Below are 17,668 nucleotides of genomic sequence, written 5' to 3'. Positions count from 1 at the left end.
CAAATGGTGGTTAGTCTCGTTTGAGTCGGAAGCGACGCTTAATGTTGTCCTCGCAGGCGAGTAGTGAGGGAGTCAATACAAGCGTGAGGATGGTTGCGAAGGCGAGTCCGAAGGCGACGGAGGTGGCGAGTTGGGACCACCATTGGGTGGATGGGGCTCCGATGGCTACGTGTGGCGTGAAAAAGTCGAGGTTGATGCCGAAGACCATAGGGATGAGGCCGAGGATGGTGGTGACGGTGGTGAGCAGCACGGGCCGGAGGCGTTGGGCGGCGGTGAGTAGAGCGGCGTCGTAGGACCCCATGTTTTTTCGGTGCGTATTGAAGGTATCGATGAGAACGATGTTATTGTTCACTACGATACCGGCGAGAGCGATGACGCCGATGCCGTTCATGACGATGCCGAACGGTTGGTCCATGACCAGCAGGCCGATGAAGACGCCGAAGGTGGAGAAGAGCACGGCAGTGAGGATGAGTCCGCTTTGGTAGATGCTATTGAATTGGGTGACTAGGATCACGGCGATGGCGAATACTGCGACGAGGAAGGCTTTGCCTAGGAAGGCTTCGGCTTCCCTTTGCTCTTCGTCTTCGCCGCGGTAGTCCACTTTGACCTGGTTGAAGTCGATGCCGGACTCCGGAAGCCATTGGCGTAGTTGCTCGAATATGACGGTGGGTTGGACGCCTTCCTTGACTTCTGCGGCTACGCTGTAGACGCGACGTTGTTCGACGCGGTTGATGGATTGGACGCGAGGGGCGGCCTTTTGTGTTATGAAGTTGGATACGGGTGCGAGGCCGGCCTCGGTGACTATCTTTAGTTCGTTGAGCTGGTCGAGGTTTCGTTCGTCGAAGGGGTAGCGGGCTCGGATTTCGACTTCGTCATCGGCGTCGAGCGGTCGGTATTCGCCGATTTCCACGCCGTTGGTGAGCATCTGGATTTCGTTTCCGATGAGGGTGATGTCGGCGCCGTAGCGAGCGGCTTCGGTGCGGTCCACTTCGACGACCCATTCGAATCCTTCTACGCCGCGGGTGTCGGTGATGTCGATGAGCCCTTCGGTCGACTCGAATTTCTTCACGACGATTTCGGTAGCCTTGTTGAGGGCGTCGGGGAAGGCGGAGCTGATTTGGAGCTGGACGGGTTTGCCGACCGGAGGCCCGGCGTCCGGCTTTGCGAATTCGATGTGGATTCCGGCGAGGTCGGCGGTGCGTTCGCGTATGGTGTCGAAGATTTGGTTGGCGGAGGGGCGGCTTTCCCAGTGGGTGAACTCGAATTGGATGATTCCGATGGCGTCCTCGGGGACGTTTTGGGCGCGGAGCTCGGGGTCGGCCCGGGAGTAGAGGAACTTGATTCCATCGATGTCGTGGATGCGGCTTTCCACTTGGCGGACTAGCTTGTCGGCTTCGTCGACGGAGAGATTGCCTCTTGCCCGGATGTTCATGCTGGCGAATTCCGGTTCGACGTCGGGGAAGAACTCGATGCCGTGGCCGAACTTCGCGTAGGTGGCGATGACGCCGACGAAGAGGACGATGAGGGCGAGAAGCTGGAGGACGGGGTGGCGAATGACTTTGTTGAGGAAACGAGCGTAGGCTCCGGTGAAGCCCTTTATTTTCGTGAGGTCGGCGTGCTTTCTACCGTCGAGGGCTTCGAGGGCGTCGTTGTCGGCGTTGTTGGCCTTGCCGAAGATGCCGCCGAGGGCGGGCACGAAGATGAGGGCCATGAAGAGGGAGGCGGTGAGGGTGGCGATCAGGGTGATCGGCAGGTACTTCATGAACTCTCCGGTGATGCCGGGCCAGAAGAGCAGGGGAGCGAAGGCGGCGAGGGTGGTGAGGGTGGAAGCGATGATGGGCAGGGCCATGCGTTTGGAGGCTTCCGCGTAGGCGGGGCCTTTGGGCATGCCTTCGGCCATCTTGCGGTCGGCGAACTCGGTAACGACGATGGCTCCGTCGACCAGCATGCCGACAGCCATGATAAGGGAGAAGAGCACGACGATGTTTACGGTGAAGCCGATGGCGTAGAGGAAGAGCACGCCGGCGAGGAAGGAGCCGGGGATGGCGATGCCGACGAGCAGGGCGGAGCGCACGCCCATGGCGATGATGACCACGATCATCACGAGCAGGATGGCGCTGATGACGTTGTTTTGCAGGTCGAGCAGCATGTCGCGGATGCCGGTGGACTTGTCTTGGGAGTAGGTGACGGAGAGGTTTTCAGGCCAGAGGGGGCGGGTGCTTTCGACGAGCTCCTTGACGGCGGCGATGGTGTCGAGGACGTTTTCGCCGGCCCGCTTGGAGACCTCGATGCCGATGGAGGGCTCGCCGTTTAGGCGGGCGTAGGCGGAGCGGTCCTTGAAGGTGCGGCGCACGGTGGCGACGTCGGCGAGGCGGATGACCTTGTCGCCGTCCCGCTTGACGGGGATGTCCATGACTTCCTGGGCGGTCTTGAAGAGGCCGGGGACTTTGACGGCGAAACGGCCTTCGCCTTTGTCCATGTTGCCGGCGGCGACGATCTTGTTGTTGCGGGAGATGAAGGTGATGATCTCGCCTTGGGAAAGGTTGTAGGAGCGCAGGACGGTGGGGTCGATGATGACTTCGACGACCTCTTCGCGGTCTCCGATGACGCGGGCTTCGAGGACTTGGCCGATGCTTTCGATTTCGTCGCCGAGGTCCTTGGCTATTTTGGTGAGGGCGCGTTCGGGGACGTCGCCGGAGAGGGTGATGACGATGACGGGAAACTGGGAGAAGTTGATCTCGTGTACGGTGGGCTCCTCGGCGGCTTGGGGGAGCTCGGCGCTGGCGAGGTCGACTTTTTCGCGTACGTCGGCGAGGGCGGTGTCGGGGTCGAAGCCGGCGTCGAACTCGAGGGTGACGGAAGCGGAGTTTTGGGAGGCGGTGGCGGTCATCTCCTTGACGCCTTCTACGCTGGATAGCTCCTGCTCCATGGGGCGCACCAGGAGGCGCTCGGCGTCTTCCGGGGAGATGCCTTCCATGTACATGGAGACGTAGATGGTCGGGATGGTGATGTCCGGGTCCGACTCCTTGGGGATCTGGATGTAGGCGAAGAGGCCGGCGGCGAGGATGAAGAAGAGCGCGAGGTTGACGGTGCGCTTGCGGCTGAGGATGAGTTCGATCACGTTCGAGCGGTGATTGGGGGCTGGGACCTAGGAGTGGGTAGCTAGGCGGTTGGAAGGGATGGGTTGGATAGCAGAGCGGGAGGCCGCTACTGGATGCTGCTTTCGGGCACGGCGTTCACGGTGGCTCCGGGGACGACGAATCCTTGGCCGACGGTGATGAGGGTTACCTTTTCGGGCAGGCCGCTGACCCAGACGCCGTCGGGGGCGGTGCCGACGATTTGGGTTTTGTGGAAGCTGACGACGTTCTCGTCGTCGACGGTCTTGAGTCCGAGTTCGCCTTGGGTGTCGGCGCTGAGGAAGAGGATGGCGGGGGTGACCTTATGGGCCATTTGGGTGGCGGTGGTGGCCACGATGTCGGCAGTCATGCCTGCTTCGAGCGATAGGTCCGGATTGGCGAATTCGAGCTCGACGGTGTAGGTGCGCACGGCGGAGTTGGCGGCTTTGGAAAGGTAGCGGATGCGCCCGTCGAGGGTGCGGTCGCCGATCTTGGCTACGGCGGGGGATCCGGCGTGAATCTTTTGAATCTCCTTTTCGGTGGCTTCGGCGGTGACGATCATGGGATCGAGGGCGAGGAAGTGGGCCATGGGGTCGCCGACGGCGACGAATTCCCCCGCTTCGACGAGGCGTTCGTTGAAGATGCCGTCGTAGGGGGCGGCAACGACGGTGTTTTCCAGGGCGATGCGGATGGCGGCGAGGTCGCTTTTGGCGTTGGCGAGGGCGGCGGCCGCTTCGGCGAGCCGGGTCTCGGACTGGTAGCCGCTGGAGCGGAGCTTTTGGGCCGCGTCGAATTCCAGCTCCCGCTGCTTGAGGACGGCCTGGGCGGCCTCGAGTTGCTCGGGAAGGTTCTTGGGGTCGATGCGGATGAGCGGGTCGCCGGCTTTGACGGGGGCGCCGCGCTGGGCCACGATTTCGAGGATCTGGCCGCCGATTTCCGCTTTAAGGGTGCTTTCTCGGGAGGGGAGGGTTTTGCCGCGGAGGGTGATCTTGGCGGCGAAGGCTTCGGCTACGGACTCGCGGACGCGAACGCTGGGGAGCGGCTCCTCGGCGGTTTGCTCCGCTTGGGCGGCTTTCGCTTTTTCCTCGGCCTCTCCGTTGGCGCTGATGGATCCGAACACCATCCAGGCGGTCAGAATTACTACGATGAGGGTCGCGATGGTGAGGTTGGTTTTCATCCAGGTAGGTCGTTCGATGCGAATTTCGATGCAGGCGTTTCGATAGCGTGAGCCCCATGATACGCGCAGTTGATTCGAATGGTTACGGAAATTGACTGCAGTATTTGGGGGCTCAACTTTCTTTTTGCGAGATTGACAGTCTAACCCGCTGCAAGTGGGGTTCTCTTCAGAAAAGTTGGCTTACCAATCTGGGGGGCTAGTGAACACTAATGAAAGAGCACGATTTTACGGAAGTTGTTAGCCTCATCGTCAAAGAGGATCCGCGTTACGCGAAGAATGGTTACCTCTTTTTGCAGAAGGCCTTGAACTTCACCATCGACCGGGAGCGCAAGCGCCAGGGCAAGGTGGTCACCAAGACTGCGAAGCGGCACGTCTCGGGCCAGGAGTTGCTCGACGGGATTCGCGAGTATGCGCTCGATCAATACGGGCCGATGACCTACTACATCCTCACTTCCTGGGGGATTGAGAAGTGCGAGGATTTCGGGGAGATGGTTTTCAACCTGATCGAGTACGGCGTTTTCAGCAAGAACGAGAACGACGCTCGCGAGGACTTCGCCGCGACCTATACTTTCAAGGAAGCCTTCGAGCAGCCGTTCAAGCCGAAGAAGCGGTTCCTGAAGCGCCCGAGCTACCGCTCGATCGAGTCGCTGTAGGTCGGATGGGAGACGCGGGCGAAGGAAAGGGCTCCGAGGTTTTTGGCTCGCTGGCTTTGCGTGGTAGCGAAGCTCCGGCCGGGCCCAGGTTTGGCTTCCCGAAATGCCGCAGCTCGCTAGTTAGTTTGCAAATGGGTAGGGCGAGCAAGCCGTACCTCCAGTTTTTATCGATATGATTGATTCACCGAATAATCGCTCGCTGGACGCGAGTCAGGCCATGATCGCTCCGCTGATGAAGGAGCCCGTCGACCGCTACGTGCTGGACAACGGGCTGACCGTTTTGCTGAAGCCGGATCGTTCCTCGCCGGTTTGCTCGGTGCAGGTTTGGGTGAAGACGGGCAGCATGCACGAGGACCGTCACCTCGGGTCGGGCATTTCCCATTTCGTGGAGCACATGTTGTTCAAGGGCACCGACAAGCGTCCCGGCAAGGAGATCGCCCGCGTGGTGCACGAATCCGGCGGCTATATCAATGCGTACACGACCTTCGACCGTACGGTTTACTACATCGACATGCCCGCCGAGAACGCTGCGGTGGCCTTGGATGTTTTGAGCGATTCGGTTTTCGCATCCGTCTTTCCGGCGGAGGAAGTCGACAAGGAGCGGGAGGTCATCAATCGCGAGATCGCGATGGGCGAGGACGATCCCGACAGCAAGGTCATGCACTCCCTTTTCGAGACGGCCTTCAACAAGCATCCCTATCGTTATCCGATTATTGGATACAAGGACGTCTTCAACCGGATCACCCGGGACGATCTGGTAGGCTACTATCAGGAACGCTACGTGCCGAATAACGCGGTTTTGGTGGTGGCGGGAGACTTTTCCGTTTCGGACATGCGAGTCGCAGTGGAAAAGCATTTTGGCGAGTACCAGCGCCGCTCGCTGGCTCCGGTTTTTCTTCCGGACGAGCCCTTGCAGCTTTCGGCGCGCCGCCAGGACCTGTACGAAGACGTGCAAATCTCTCGGGTGGCGATGGGCTTCCAGGTGCCCGGCTTGACGCATGCGGACACGCCGGCTCTCGATGCTCTGGCGCTTGCCTTGGGCAGTGGGGACAGCGCCTTGCTTTACCAGCGCCTTCGCGAGGAGACGCAGCTGGTTCATCACGTGGACGTGTCCAATTGGACTCCGGGCAACGTGGGCGTGTTCTATGTTTCGATGTTGTGCGATGCCGACAAGCTGGAGCCCGCGCTTGCGGAGATGCGATCCTATCTGGAGTCTTTGCAGGAGTCGGATTTTCCGGAGAAGATCGTGGAGAAGGTGCGTCGCCAGCTATTGGTGAACGAGGTGAATTCCCGCAAGACTGCTTCCGGCCAAGCGTCCCGCCTCGGCACGGCGGAAGTGGTGGTCGGCGACATCGGCTACGCTCGCAATTACCTGAAGCGGATTTCCGAGGTGACGAGTTCAGATTTGAAGCGTGTGCTTGATACGTGGATACGTTGGGATCGCCTGACTACGGTGACCTTGAATCCGAAGGAGGAACTCGGCAAGGGCGAGGCTGCGGCCGATCAGGAAAAGGCCTCGCTCGATTTCGAGGAAACGGTGTTGCCCAACGGCTGCAAGATTTTGCTGCGCGAGAACAATCGTCTTCCGAACTTGCATTTCCGGGTGGCGCTGCAGGCCGGTTCCTTGTTCGAGCCGGAGGGCAAGCAAGGTTTGACCGCTTTGCTGTCGACGATGATGACCAAGGACACGGAGAAGCGTAGCGCTTTGGAGGTCGCGGAAGCGATCGAAGGCGTCGGAGGCAGCTTCTACGAATTCTCTGGAAACAACAGTTTGGGCTTTGCCTTGGAAGTATTGCCGAGCGATACGGACTTGGCGATCGACCTGCTGGAGGAAGCTTTGCTGCGGCCCGTGTTCAAGGAAGAGGTTTTCGAGCTCGAGAAGGAGTCGCACCTAGCTGGGATTAAGGAACATCTCGACGATATCGTGACGGCCGGCCGGCGTACCCTCCGCAAGAAGTTCTTCGGTTCGCATCCTTTCGGAATTAGCGGTAGTGGAGATTTGGAGACGGTGGAGTCGATCACTTTAGATGACGTCAAGGCCTTCTGGAAGCGCATGGTCGTGGGCGGAAACCTGACGATTGGCGTATCCGGCCAGTTCGAGGCTGCTGCCTTGAAGGCGAAGCTGCAGACGCTCTTCGAAAAGTTCGAGCCGTCGGAATTGCAGCAGCGGGACGTTTCCTTCGACAATCCGGCCGAGCCGGGCGTGCACCGCGAAAAGATGGAGCGCCAGCAGGCGATCGTCTTTCACGCCTATCCTTCGCCAGGATTGAAGGGGGAGGATTATTTCGTGTCCGAAGTCGCGGACGAGCTGTTCTCCGGCATGTCGAGCGAGCTGTTCGACCGGGTGCGCGAGAAGTTGAGCTTGGCTTACTTCGTTCGCTCTTCCCGTATCGTCGGGCTCGATACCTCGATGTTCTACTTCTACGCGGGCACTTCTCCGGAGAGATTCGAAGAGGTGATCGTCGAGCTGGATCGGGAGACGCGTCGCGTGATGGACGGAGTGGCGGAAGATGAGCTTGCCCGTTGCAAGAAGCGACTGAAGGCCGCCAAGCGGATGAGCATGCAGACCAATTCCAGTTGCGCCAGCCAAGCGGTGCTGGATGCGACCTATGGCTTGCCGGCGAATGGTTGGCGGACTTACGACCAGTCGATCGATGCGGTATCCGTAGATTCGCTACGGGCCTTCGCTAAGAAGTATTTTTCGGAAGCGAATCGGGTGGAGTTGGTAATCGGTCCGGTCGAGTAGCGGGCTTTCCGTTTTTTCCTGGCGCCGAGATTAGTTGTCTCGGCGCCGCGGATTCCTTATTGCACGACAGCTTCGCTCGGGGCGACAGGCGGTTGGGCGGCATTGGCGTAGGCGGCAGGATCGTCGACCTTGGTTTGCCAGGAGGCGACGCCGTTCTTGAGTTCGCTCGCTTTGACTTCGAGAGTGGGGAAGACGCTTTCGCCGAATACGTTGATCACGTCGTAGGCGAAGCTTGGGTCGTCGCCGGTCATGTCGAAGCTAAGCAACCCGAAGTTCATAGTAGTCGCGTAGGGCTCGTGGATGTTGATGGTGGAAGCTTCCTGTTCGTCGTAGGTGGCGACTGGGTCTTGGGCGAGAGGGCTGCTGACGAGCTCGTAGAAGTCGTATCCACCTTTCTGGGACATGGGGATGGCTTTGACCTCTGCTTGGTCGTTGTCGCCGGAGACGAGAATGACGCCGGGGATGTCGTTGGTGGTGATATGGCTGAGCAAGGCGTCGCGTTCGTGCGAGAAAGCGGTCCAGGTGGAGTCGTTGTTCTCCTTGATATCGGTCCAGCTGCTCGAGCTGAGCAGAACCTTGAAGGGGGCGGCGCTGGCGTCGAGTTCCGCTTTGAGCCATTCGACTTGGGCGTTTCCTAGCAGAGTTGATTTTTCCTGGGTGTCGCGGAAGCTGTAGGTGTCGAGGACGAAGAAGTCTACTCCGCCGTAGTTGTATTTGAAATACGACCCAGGATTTTCTTGGGTGCCGTAGCTGGGGTTGGCCCAGTAGCGCTGGAAGACGTCGAAGGACTTGGCGGTGTCTTGCTTAGGGCCGTCCCAGGTGGCCATTTGCGGGATGGAGCGCAGGAGGGGCTGAAGGAAGGGGATGTTGCGTTGCTTGCGGTACTGCTCGGCTTGGAAGGCTGGCGGGAGGCCTTCCGCGGATTCGTTGTCGCCCAACCAGAAGAAGGCATGGGGACGGGCGTTTTGAACCTGCAGCCAAATGGCTTGCATGCCGTCGATCTCGCTTTTGGCGCCGGCCCCGAAGGCGATGGTGAACTGGACTTCCATGTCGGAGGGCGGGGCGGTTAGCAGCGGGTAGCCTTCCTGCTCGCGAACGGCGTCGAGCGGTTCGCCGTCCACGAGCACTTGGTAGTAGTAGAAGGAGCCAGCTTCGAGCCCGTCGATAGTCGCTCGAACGCAGTAGTCGTTTTCGGCTAGGGCACGCACGGGTGGGGTTTCGCGGGCGTCGGTGAAGCGAGGACTCTCGGAGTACAGGATGGAAAGGTTGGCTTCTCCGGCCACGCGGGCCCAGATCTGGGCGGAGCTCTGGTCGACGTGGCCGAGCATGGGGCCTTGCATGAGCTTTGGCGCGGCGGTGGCGGAGAGAGCGGTCAGGGCGGCGCAGCTGGCGAGGAGGGCGAGGCGGATGGACGGGATGCGCATGTGTGTGTTGGGGAGTTGATGTTAGCCGGCTGTTTGTAAAACTGCCGTAAATTTAAAAACAGTGTTAAATCCGCGGCCTGAATTGGGAAGCTCCAAAGCGATCGGGGGGCAATGAACGGAGGCTGGGGGATTGGCTTAGGGTCGGCTCGCGTTGGGGCGCAATTTTGGGGTGACGAAACGTTCGTCGCTATTGCTTTGCGTGGCCGGTATTGTAGTGTCGAGCTATGGAACGTACCTTTGATAAAGACTTGCTTGAGCGGCAGTTGGACCGTGTTGCCGACGCGAACCTCTTCCTCAGGACCATTGGCGAGATCGATCTTCTCAACGACGACGATCCCAAGCGGGTGGCGCTCGGGAAGTGTAACGTCGGGTACGAGCTTTATTTCGCGACGCAGTTGACCCGTTGGGTTCTGGACTTGGCTCCGGCAGCTTCGGAGGCCTTGATGCTGGCGGCCCGCGGGCAGCACATTTGCCGGTGGATGATTCCTCGCGAGGACTATCCCCGCGATCGGGCCGGCTACTTGGCCTGGCGGGCGGACTTGAAGAAGTTCCACGCCCACAAGATGATGAACGTCTTGCAGATGATGGGCTACGACGAGGCCATGCAGGCTCGGGTGGCGGATCTCAACTTGAAGAAGGGGATCAAGAAGGATCCCGAGTGCCAAACCTTGGAGGACGCGCTTTGCCTGGTTTTCTTGGAGAAGCAGTTTGCCGATTTCAGCGAGAAGACGGACGAGGAGAAGATGGTCGGCATCCTGCAGAAGAGCTGGGCCAAGATGAGCGAGGCCGGCCGCGAGGCAGCCCTGTCCCTCGAGCTCAACGAGCCGTGCCGGAAACTCGTGGAAAAGGCCCTGGCGAGCTAGCGGATCCGGTGCAGTGGTTTCCGATTGCGTACGCTAAATCTCAAATGAATTAAGTTCTGGAGCATTTCAATTATTTGCGCTCTGGTGTGGGCTCGAACTGAGTTTCTGTAACCTACCCTCGAATACAAATGATTGAAACGCTTTCTCTTGATGGAACTTGGACGCTTGCGGGGCCCAAGAAGATTAACATCCCAGCGGTGGTGCCCGGCTGCGTGCATGCGGACTTGCATCGGGAGAAGCTGATTCCGGACCCGTACTTTCGCGACAACGAGAAGCTTGTCCAGTGGGTGGGCGAGGAGAGCTGGACCTACTCTCGCCGTTTCGAGGCGAGCGAGAGCTTGCTGGAGCGGGATCGCGTGTTGTTGCGATTCGACGGCTTGGACACCTTGGCCAAGATTACGCTCAATGGTAAGGTGTTGGCGGAGACGAACAACATGTTCCGCGAGTGGGAGTTCGACGTGAAAGACCTGCTGAAAGCGGGCGAGAACAAGATCTCAATCGTATTTTCCTCGGCCTTGGCCTACGGGCTGGCGAAGCAGAAGGAGCGTTTTCTTTGGCAAACCGGTATCGACCACCATCGCCTGGAAGGCGGCCAATGGGTTCGCAAGGAACAGTCGAACTTCGGCTGGGACTGGGGTCCTATGATCGTGACGATGGGGATCTGGCGCTCGGTGCGTATCGAAGCTTTCGATACGGCGGAGATCTCGGACTTGCTGGTGAAGCAGAGCTTAGGCAAGGGCTTCAAGCGAGCGGAGCTGGAAGTGGAGGCGTCGGTGTCGTCGGTGAGTCGGGTGCGGTTGAGCGCTTTCGTGACAGTCTCCTTGGACGGAGCGGTGGTGGCTAGCGGCGAAGCGCCGGTAGCTCGCGGCAAAGCCAGGACAACGCTGAAGGTGGATTTTCCGGAGCTTTGGTGGCCGAACGGTTTGGGCGAACAGCCATTGTACGTGGTGGCGGTTTCGCTGCTGGATAGCGAAGGGGAAGTCATCAGCCAGACCAGCAAGCGGATCGGCATTCGGGAATTGAAGCTGGTGCGGGAAAAGGATCAGTGGGGCGAGTCCTTCTGTTTCGAAGCGAATGGGAACCGGTTCTTTGCGAAAGGCGCGAATTGGATTCCTTCGGACCAGTTCGACGTTTGGGGAACCGATGAGCGCAATCGCGATTTGCTGAAGTCCTCGGTGGAGGCGAACATGAACATGATTCGCGTGTGGGGTGGCGGCAAGTACGAGCGCGACGACTTCTACGATGCTTGCGACGAATTGGGGATCTGCATTTGGCAAGACTTCATGTTTGCCTGCGCGGCGTATCCAGGATTCGACGACGAGTGGGTTGATAACGTCAAGGTCGAGATCGAGCAGCAGGTTAAGCGTATCCGCCATCACGCTTGTTTGGCGATCTGGTGTGGCAATAACGAGATGGAGCATATCCCGCCGATCCTTGGCGACGAGCCGGGGCAGATGCCATGGGATGAGTATATCGAGCTCTTCGACAAGGTGATCGGAAGGATAGTGAAGAAGAACGATCCCCAGCGCGACTATTGGCCATCGAGCGAGCACTCGCCGGTGGGGGATCGGAAGTTCTCCCAGAATCCAGATTGTGGAGACGCTCACTTGTGGAAGGTATGGCATGGGCGCGAGCCCTTCGAGTGGTATCGAACGGCGTACCACCGTTTCTGCAGCGAGTTCGGCTTTCAGAGCTTCCCGGAGCCCAGCACGATCGAAACGTATACGAACAAGGAAGAGCGCAATGTGACGTCTTACGTGATGGAGCAGCACCAGCGGAGTCCGATCGGAAACAGCGCTATCATCGACTACATGTTGAGTTGGTTCCGGCTTCCGGTGGGCTTCGACAATACGATTTGGCTGACGCAGATCCTTCAAGGTCTGGCGATCAAGTACGCGGTGGAGCACTGGCGCATGAACAAGCCTCGTTGCATGGGGGCCTTGTATTGGCAGCTTAATGACTGCTGGCAGGTGGCCAGTTGGTCGTCGCTCGATTTCTTCGGCAAGTGGAAGGCCTTGCACTATGCGGCTCGCGATTTCTACAATCCGCTCTTGGTTTGCGGTGTCGAGGATTTGGATACGGACACGGTAGCCATCCATGTCGTGAACGATTTGCTGGAAGCGAAGCGATTGACGATCGGCTGGACGGTGGTGGACGTGGAAGGCAAGGAGCTGGAATCCGATTCCAAGTCGATCCGCTCTGGAGCGAATTCGACGGGCGTCTTCAAGACCTTGAAGCTCAAGAAGCTCGTAGCCCAGCACGGCCAGCGGGGCTTGTTGATAAAGCTTTCGCTGAAGGACGGTCGCACGGTGGTGAGCGATAACCTGGTGACCTTTGCCCGGCCGAAGCACTTGAGCTTGGGAGATCCGCAGCTGTCGGTGAAGGTGAAGGCGGCGGCTCGCGGTTCCTTCGATGTCACGGTGACGGCGAAAAAGCCGGCGCTTTGGACGTGGTTGGAGCTGAAGGGGATCGATGCCCGGTATAGCGACAACTTCGTGCATTTGCTGGCGGGCGAGTCGCAGACGATTCGGGTGACGCCGCAGATCAAGACCACGGCGATCGCGGTAAAGGCGGCGTTGAGAGCGCGGTCGGTTTACGATACGTATCAGGAACTTTAGTACGAGGAAGGGCGGCCGCGGAGGTCGCCCTTTTTTTGGGGCATCACGAGTGTGCGGCATGCTGCGTTTACCTCGCTCTACGCTGGACTATACGGTGCCGCGGCGTTGTTCGAGTTGGGCGCGGATTTCTTTCATCTTTTCGGCGGTGAGGGGGAAGCGGGCGATAAAGACGAGGGAGGTGATCAGGCCGGCGATGGGTACGGCGGCTAGGAGGAAGCGTATCCAGAAAAGGGCTCTTTCGGGCTGGTCGCCACCGAGCTCGGCGTCGAAGCCGGTGCTTTCGAGGGCGAGGCCGGTGATGAAGGTGCCGAGGATCATGCCGATTTTCATGATGTAGCTGCCGCAGGCGGAGAAGGCGCCTTCGCGGCGGACTCCGTTTTCGAGTTCGTCGTAGTCGATGACGTCGGCCCCGATGGATCCGTACATCATCCAGAAGCCGGCTTGGGTGAGGGCGATGAAGCCGGTGGCCAGCACTTGCAGCATCTTGATCTCGGGCGTGTAGAGCCACCAGGTGGCGAGGAAGACGGCGATGCCGAAGAATTGGATGACGAGGATGACGCGTTTCTTGTCGAACTTGGAGGCGAGCACTCCCCAGATCATAGGTCCGATGAAGCCGAAGAGCATGCCGACGATGCCCATCTTGAGGTTGAAGAGGTTGCCTTCGGTGCGGTTGCCGCCGCTGACGAAGTAGACGGTGGTGTAGAAGCCGAGGGTGCCGACCATGCTGAGGCCGAGGGAGTAGGCGAGCCCCATGGAGAGCTGCACGCGGAAGGGGCGACAGCGCAGGGCTCCCCAGATGGAGGCCACGATCTTGGTCTTGGCTTGGCGCTTGTTGACGGTTTCGTAGTAGCGTTCCTTGAGGCCGAAGAAGAGGATGAGGCCGATGCCGATCATGGCGGCTCCGAGCAGGGTGGCGTAGACGCGGGCGGAGAGCACGATGTTGATCTCTTCGGTGCCGTCCCCGGTTTTCAGGCCGAAGGGCGTCTCGAGGGCGGCCCAGGCTGCGGCGAAGTCGAGGGTGAGCAGGTTGCCGAGGAGGTCGCCGGTCCAGGTGGAGGCGGTGCCGAGCAGTTGGCCGACGATTTGCGGAGCGTCGGAGGCGGTAGCGTTTTCCCAATTGAGGGCGGTGACGAAGGCGCCAGCTCCGAAGGAGGCGACTTCCATGACCTTTTGGATGCTGCCTTTGTACTTGAATATGGAATTTCGTTCGGAGTAGTCGGGGGAGAGCTCGGCCCCGAGGCTGTTGTAGGGCATGTTGAAGCAGCTCACGAAGGTCATGAAGACGATGGAGGTGAGGAGCATCCACCAGAAGTAATCCGTGTCGCTGGCTCCGACTTCGACCATGAAGAGCACGGGGAGGAAGAGGCCGCTGAGGATGGAGCCGACCAGGATGAAGGGGCGGCGGCGGCCGAAGCGGGTGCGGGTATTGTCGGACCACCAGCCGAAGACGGGGTCGGTGATGGCGTCCCAGAGCAGGCGCAGGCTGAGCGCGGTGCTGATGAGGGAGGGGGACATGCCGAGGTACTGGTTGAAGAAGAGCCAGACGAAGGAAACGTAGAACCAGTTTCCCCACATGTCGTTCCCGGATCCGAGTCCGTAGATGATCTTGGTGCGAGTGGAGACGGGGGCGGAATTCGCGGAAGAATCGTGAGCCTGGGACATGGGTTGGAAGGGTGGCAGGTGGCGTGAAGGGGTAGTGGGATACCGGCAACGGGGGGCAGGGGAGTCAAATGCGAAAGGCGCTTGGCAGGCAGAGAGTTAGGGGAGCGGAGATGGGGATTGCGGGATCTGAGAATGCCATCCGGAATTTGAGAAAATTGGGCATGAAAAAGCCTCCCTTCCGCGAGGAAGGGAGGCTGTGGAAATGCTTTTTTGCGGGCTCCGCTTAGATGTGAGCTTCGATCTTGGCCTTGAGGTCGTCCTTGCCGATCATGCCGACGATGGTTTCGACCTGCTCGCCACCCTTGAAGAGGATGAGGGTAGGGATGGCGCGGACGTTGAACTTTGCGGCGATGGCGTTGTTTTCGTCTACGTTGACCTTGGTGATGGCGGCTTTGCCGTCGAGTTCGCCAGCGATCTCTTCGAGGAGAGGAGCGATAGCCTTGCAAGGGCCGCACCAAGGCGCCCAGAAATCCACGAGGACCGGTCCGCTTGCGGTGGATATTGCTTCGTCGAAGCTTTGTTCGTTCAGGTTGATAATGTCTGCCATGATTAGTGCGTGTTAAAGTAGATGAGAGCGGCGAATGCAAGAGAAGCCGTCGCGCAGATGAAGCTAAGAGCGAATTCGAGCGGGCCGACGCGGCTGTTTTTGCGTCGAGCGTACTCTTCGAGGAGCGTCAACGAATTCCCCTGCGAGTCGGTTGCAAGCACGATTTGATCTGGGTCCTCGGCTCCGGCTTTGAGCACCTCCTTGCCGTTCCCGTCCTCGATGGAGAGGGAGCTGTCGGCCTTGGGGCCGGATGGCGTGGGTTTCAGCGGGTGAATGACGAGTTGGGTTGTCGTTTTCGCGCGAGCGGGAGGCGGAATGGGCGCTTAGTCCGCGGGTCGATTTTTTTCGATGAGTTCGGCGAGGTGCTGCTTCTCGATGGATTCGAGCTGCTTGCCGGCCTTTTTCATGTCTTCGAAGGTTTTGACTACCGTCTCGGTCATGCGCTCGTGGGTTTCCTGGGATCCGCCGACGATGGAGAATTTTTCGGCCTGGGTGATCCGCTTGTGTCCGTCCTGGTTGTCCAGGCCGATACCGATCAGGTGTGATTGCTTGTTCGCTAGGCTTTCGTCTCGCACGCCGTTTAGGTTGGGCTAAGGGATGGGCTGTTCAAGCTCGTTTTCTTCTTCGAAGGAGAGGCTTTCGCCGCCTTCGAGTCCGGTGACGACGAAATCGCAGAAGGCTTCGTTTTGCTCGACCTTGAGGCGGCGCAAGCGGGTGAGCTCCAGGATGGCGATGAAAGTGGTGACGAGGGTACGCAGCCCGATATGGCCGTCGAAGAGGGAGGAAAAGTTGAAGACGGGCTCGGTGCGGATCTTTTTGATGAGCATTTCCATCTGGTCGACCACGGTGACGGAGTCGTCCTGGATTTCGCCGACGACCAGCTTTTCGGTGAGGCGGCGCAGGACGATGTTGTAGGAATTCCAGATGGAGATCTTGTCTTCGGGCTTGAGGGGGCGCTGGGGCGTCTCGGCCTTGTTGACGGAGTTGTAGTCGCGCTCCTTGAGGAGGGCGGCCCGGTCGGAGAGCTTGTCGAGGGAGTCGGCGGCTTCCTTGAACTTCTTGTATTCGAGGAGCTGGTGGACGAGTTCCCAGCGGGGGTCGATGTCGCCGTCCTCGTCTTCCTCGTCGTCGGAGACGCTGCGCTTTTGCTTGGGCAGCAGGAGGCGGCTCTTGATTTCCATGAGGGTGGCGGCCATGACGAAGAAGTCGCCGGCGACTTCGAGGCTGAACTCTTTCATGGCGTTGAGGACGGCGAGGTACTGGTCGAGCACCAGCTCGATGGGGATATCGTAGATGTCGATCTCATGCTTGCGTATGAGAAAGAGCAGAAGGTCCATGGGACCTTCAAATACGGATAGCTTTATTCTGGGATCGTTCTCCTCTGCCACGGGGTGAATTCACGTGTGGGCGAGGGCGGCTGGCAAGCGCGAAGTTGGCCATCCGGCGAGGGGTGGGGCGAAGGGGAGATCTCGTTTCGAAGCCAGCGGGTTTCTGCGCGCAAATTAACTATAACGTTGGTCTCGTTTTGCGTAACGGGGGACGTAAGGGGGGTGGGGAGGTGGTCTTGCGGCTAGTTGGTCTTGCGGAAGGTGGCGACGTAGAGGCCGTCGCCGTTGTGGTCTTCGGGATAGACGGTGATGCCGCGGCCTTTGTCCTCGTAGCCGAAGCGGGGGGAGAGGGGCTGGTGGCGGAAGTCTGGGTAGTCGGCGAGGAATTTTTCCTGGACGGCCTCGTTCTCGTGGCGGGAGAGGGAGCAGGTGCTGTAGACGAGGATGCCGCCGTCGGCGACGAGGGGAGCGTAGCTCTTGAGGATGGCGAGCTGGGTCTTGGCGTAGTCGAAGATGGTTTCTTCGCTGGTCTGGCGCATGAGGTAGGGGTGGCGTCGCCAGGTGCCGGAGCCGCTGCAAGGGGCGTCGACGAGCACGCCATCGTAGGCGCCGGTGGTGGGGCGTTGGTCGAGGACGGAGATGTTGGGGAGTCCGGAGCGTTTGGCTCGGGACTGGAGCTCGCGCAGGGCGGAGCTGCGCTTGTCGTAGGCGGTGACCTTGCCGTAGGGCTTGAGGAGGTTGGCTAGCTGGAGGGTTTTGCCTCCGGCGCCGGCGCAGGCGTCGAGCCAATGGCCCTTGGGGGCGTCCTTGAGGAGGTGAAGGAGGATTTGGGAGGAGATGTCTTGGATTTCGACGTCGCCGGCGAGGAAGCTGGGGTGGTTGGCGAGCGGGAAGTCGGCGGGGGCGTGGATACAGTCGGGAACGAGCGGGTGCCGGGCGATCTGGGCGGCTTGGGCGGGGGTGGCGTTGGCTTTGAGGCGCTCGAGGAGGTCTTCCTTGGGATCCTTCTGGATGCGTAGCCAGAGGGGCGGGCGGGTAACGAGGGTGAGGAGGGACTTGGCCGTGGGGGCGCGTTCGGTGTGGCTGGAGAACCAGGGCGGGAGCAATAGCTCGAGGTCGGCGACGTCGCGGTCGAGGGAGAGGAAGCGTTGATCGGCGGGGATTTCGAGCGGTTTCCTGTCCTGGAGGGTTGGATACAGGCTTTGGATCTCGTCGGTGGGGGCGGACAGGCAGATGAGCTTGTCCATGAAGGCGTCTTGGTTGGCGTAGCTGCTCTCTAGCCAGGGTTGGTAGCGCAAGTAGGTGTAGATGAGCTCGCGGTAGAGTCGCCGGTCCTTGGAGCCGAATTTTCCTTGCTTGCGGAAGAGCTCGTGCAGTTCGCGGGTGAAGGCGGAGCCGGGCTTGAGCAGGGTGCGGGATCGCTCGATGAGGGAGTAGGCGATGCGGCGCTGGTTTTGCAGGCGGTGGATCTTGAGTCCCGCGTTGAGGAGTGGCTTAGGCACGGTAGGTGAGTGTGGATTTGGACTGAGAGTAA

12 protein-coding genes are annotated in these 17,668 nt (G+C 59.8%); 4 read left to right on the top strand and 8 right to left on the bottom strand.

The annotated features are described in order from the left end of the window. Positions 1 to 10: 10 nt before the first annotated feature. Positions 11 to 3,121 (bottom strand): efflux RND transporter permease subunit, encoded by a 3,111-nt coding sequence (locus QEH57_RS15655; RefSeq protein WP_309007701.1) that lies wholly within the window; start codon positions 3,119 to 3,121, stop codon positions 11 to 13. 86 nt (positions 3,122 to 3,207) lie between these two features. After that, on the bottom strand, positions 3,208 to 4,293 hold the full coding sequence (locus QEH57_RS15650; RefSeq protein ID WP_309007700.1) for an efflux RND transporter periplasmic adaptor subunit: 1,086 nt from the start codon (positions 4,291 to 4,293) through the stop codon (positions 3,208 to 3,210). Positions 4,294 to 4,502: 209 nt separating this feature from the next. Here QEH57_RS15650 and QEH57_RS15645 point away from each other — a divergent pair, with 209 nt between their 5' ends. Then, positions 4,503 to 4,946: a Minf_1886 family protein gene (locus QEH57_RS15645; protein WP_309007699.1), complete on the top strand. Its 444-nt coding sequence runs from the start codon at positions 4,503 to 4,505 to the stop codon at positions 4,944 to 4,946. A gap of 172 nt (positions 4,947 to 5,118) precedes the next feature. Further along, the gene (locus QEH57_RS15640) at positions 5,119 to 7,692 is read left to right on the top strand and encodes a pitrilysin family protein (protein ID WP_309007698.1); all 2,574 of its coding nucleotides are present in this window, start codon (positions 5,119 to 5,121) and stop codon (positions 7,690 to 7,692) included. A gap of 56 nt (positions 7,693 to 7,748) precedes the next feature. On the opposite strand, the gene QEH57_RS15635 is transcribed toward QEH57_RS15640, so the two are convergent. After that, positions 7,749 to 9,116, bottom strand: coding sequence for an alkaline phosphatase D family protein (locus tag QEH57_RS15635; RefSeq protein WP_309007697.1), 1,368 nt, complete (start codon positions 9,114 to 9,116; stop codon positions 7,749 to 7,751). A 224-nt stretch (positions 9,117 to 9,340) separates the two neighbouring features. On the opposite strand from QEH57_RS15635, the gene QEH57_RS15630 reads away from it, so the two are divergent. Together QEH57_RS15630 and QEH57_RS15625 are read left to right on the top strand one after the other, a co-directional pair. Continuing rightward, on the top strand, positions 9,341 to 9,979 hold the full coding sequence (locus QEH57_RS15630; protein WP_309007696.1) for a DUF4202 domain-containing protein: 639 nt from the start codon (positions 9,341 to 9,343) through the stop codon (positions 9,977 to 9,979). A 128-nt stretch (positions 9,980 to 10,107) separates the two neighbouring features. Then, positions 10,108 to 12,597 carry a glycoside hydrolase family 2 protein gene (locus QEH57_RS15625; RefSeq protein ID WP_309007695.1) on the top strand — a complete coding sequence of 830 codons (2,490 nt, stop codon included), beginning with the start codon at positions 10,108 to 10,110 and terminating at the stop codon, positions 12,595 to 12,597. A gap of 87 nt (positions 12,598 to 12,684) precedes the next feature. On the opposite strand, the gene QEH57_RS15620 is transcribed toward QEH57_RS15625, so the two are convergent. The 5 genes from QEH57_RS15620 to QEH57_RS15600 all read right to left on the bottom strand — a co-directional run bounded on the left by QEH57_RS15620 (position 12,685) and on the right by QEH57_RS15600 (position 17,636). Continuing rightward, positions 12,685 to 14,259 (bottom strand): MFS transporter, encoded by a 1,575-nt coding sequence (locus QEH57_RS15620; RefSeq protein ID WP_309007694.1) that lies wholly within the window; start codon positions 14,257 to 14,259, stop codon positions 12,685 to 12,687. Positions 14,260 to 14,482: 223 nt separating this feature from the next. After that, entirely contained in the window at positions 14,483 to 14,806 is a 324-nt protein-coding gene (trxA, locus tag QEH57_RS15615) for a thioredoxin (protein ID WP_309007693.1), read from the bottom strand. A 323-nt stretch (positions 14,807 to 15,129) separates the two neighbouring features. Next, a complete protein-coding gene (locus QEH57_RS15610; RefSeq protein WP_309007692.1) occupies positions 15,130 to 15,381 on the bottom strand; it encodes a hypothetical protein in 252 nt (83 codons plus the stop codon). 15 nt (positions 15,382 to 15,396) lie between these two features. Beyond that, positions 15,397 to 16,143 carry a segregation/condensation protein A gene (locus QEH57_RS15605; protein ID WP_309007691.1) on the bottom strand — a complete coding sequence of 249 codons (747 nt, stop codon included), beginning with the start codon at positions 16,141 to 16,143 and terminating at the stop codon, positions 15,397 to 15,399. Positions 16,144 to 16,376: 233 nt separating this feature from the next. After that, positions 16,377 to 17,636, bottom strand: coding sequence for an RsmB/NOP family class I SAM-dependent RNA methyltransferase (locus QEH57_RS15600; RefSeq protein WP_309007690.1), 1,260 nt, complete (start codon positions 17,634 to 17,636; stop codon positions 16,377 to 16,379). Between the last annotated feature and the right edge of the window lie 32 nt (positions 17,637 to 17,668).

The organism is Pelagicoccus sp. SDUM812005 (assembly GCF_031127875.1).
In the GTDB taxonomy this organism is placed as follows: Bacteria; Verrucomicrobiota; Verrucomicrobiia; order Opitutales; family Opitutaceae; genus Pelagicoccus.
The sequence above is the reverse complement of the archived record's forward strand: the minus strand, read 5'-3'. Positions and strand labels throughout refer to the sequence as shown.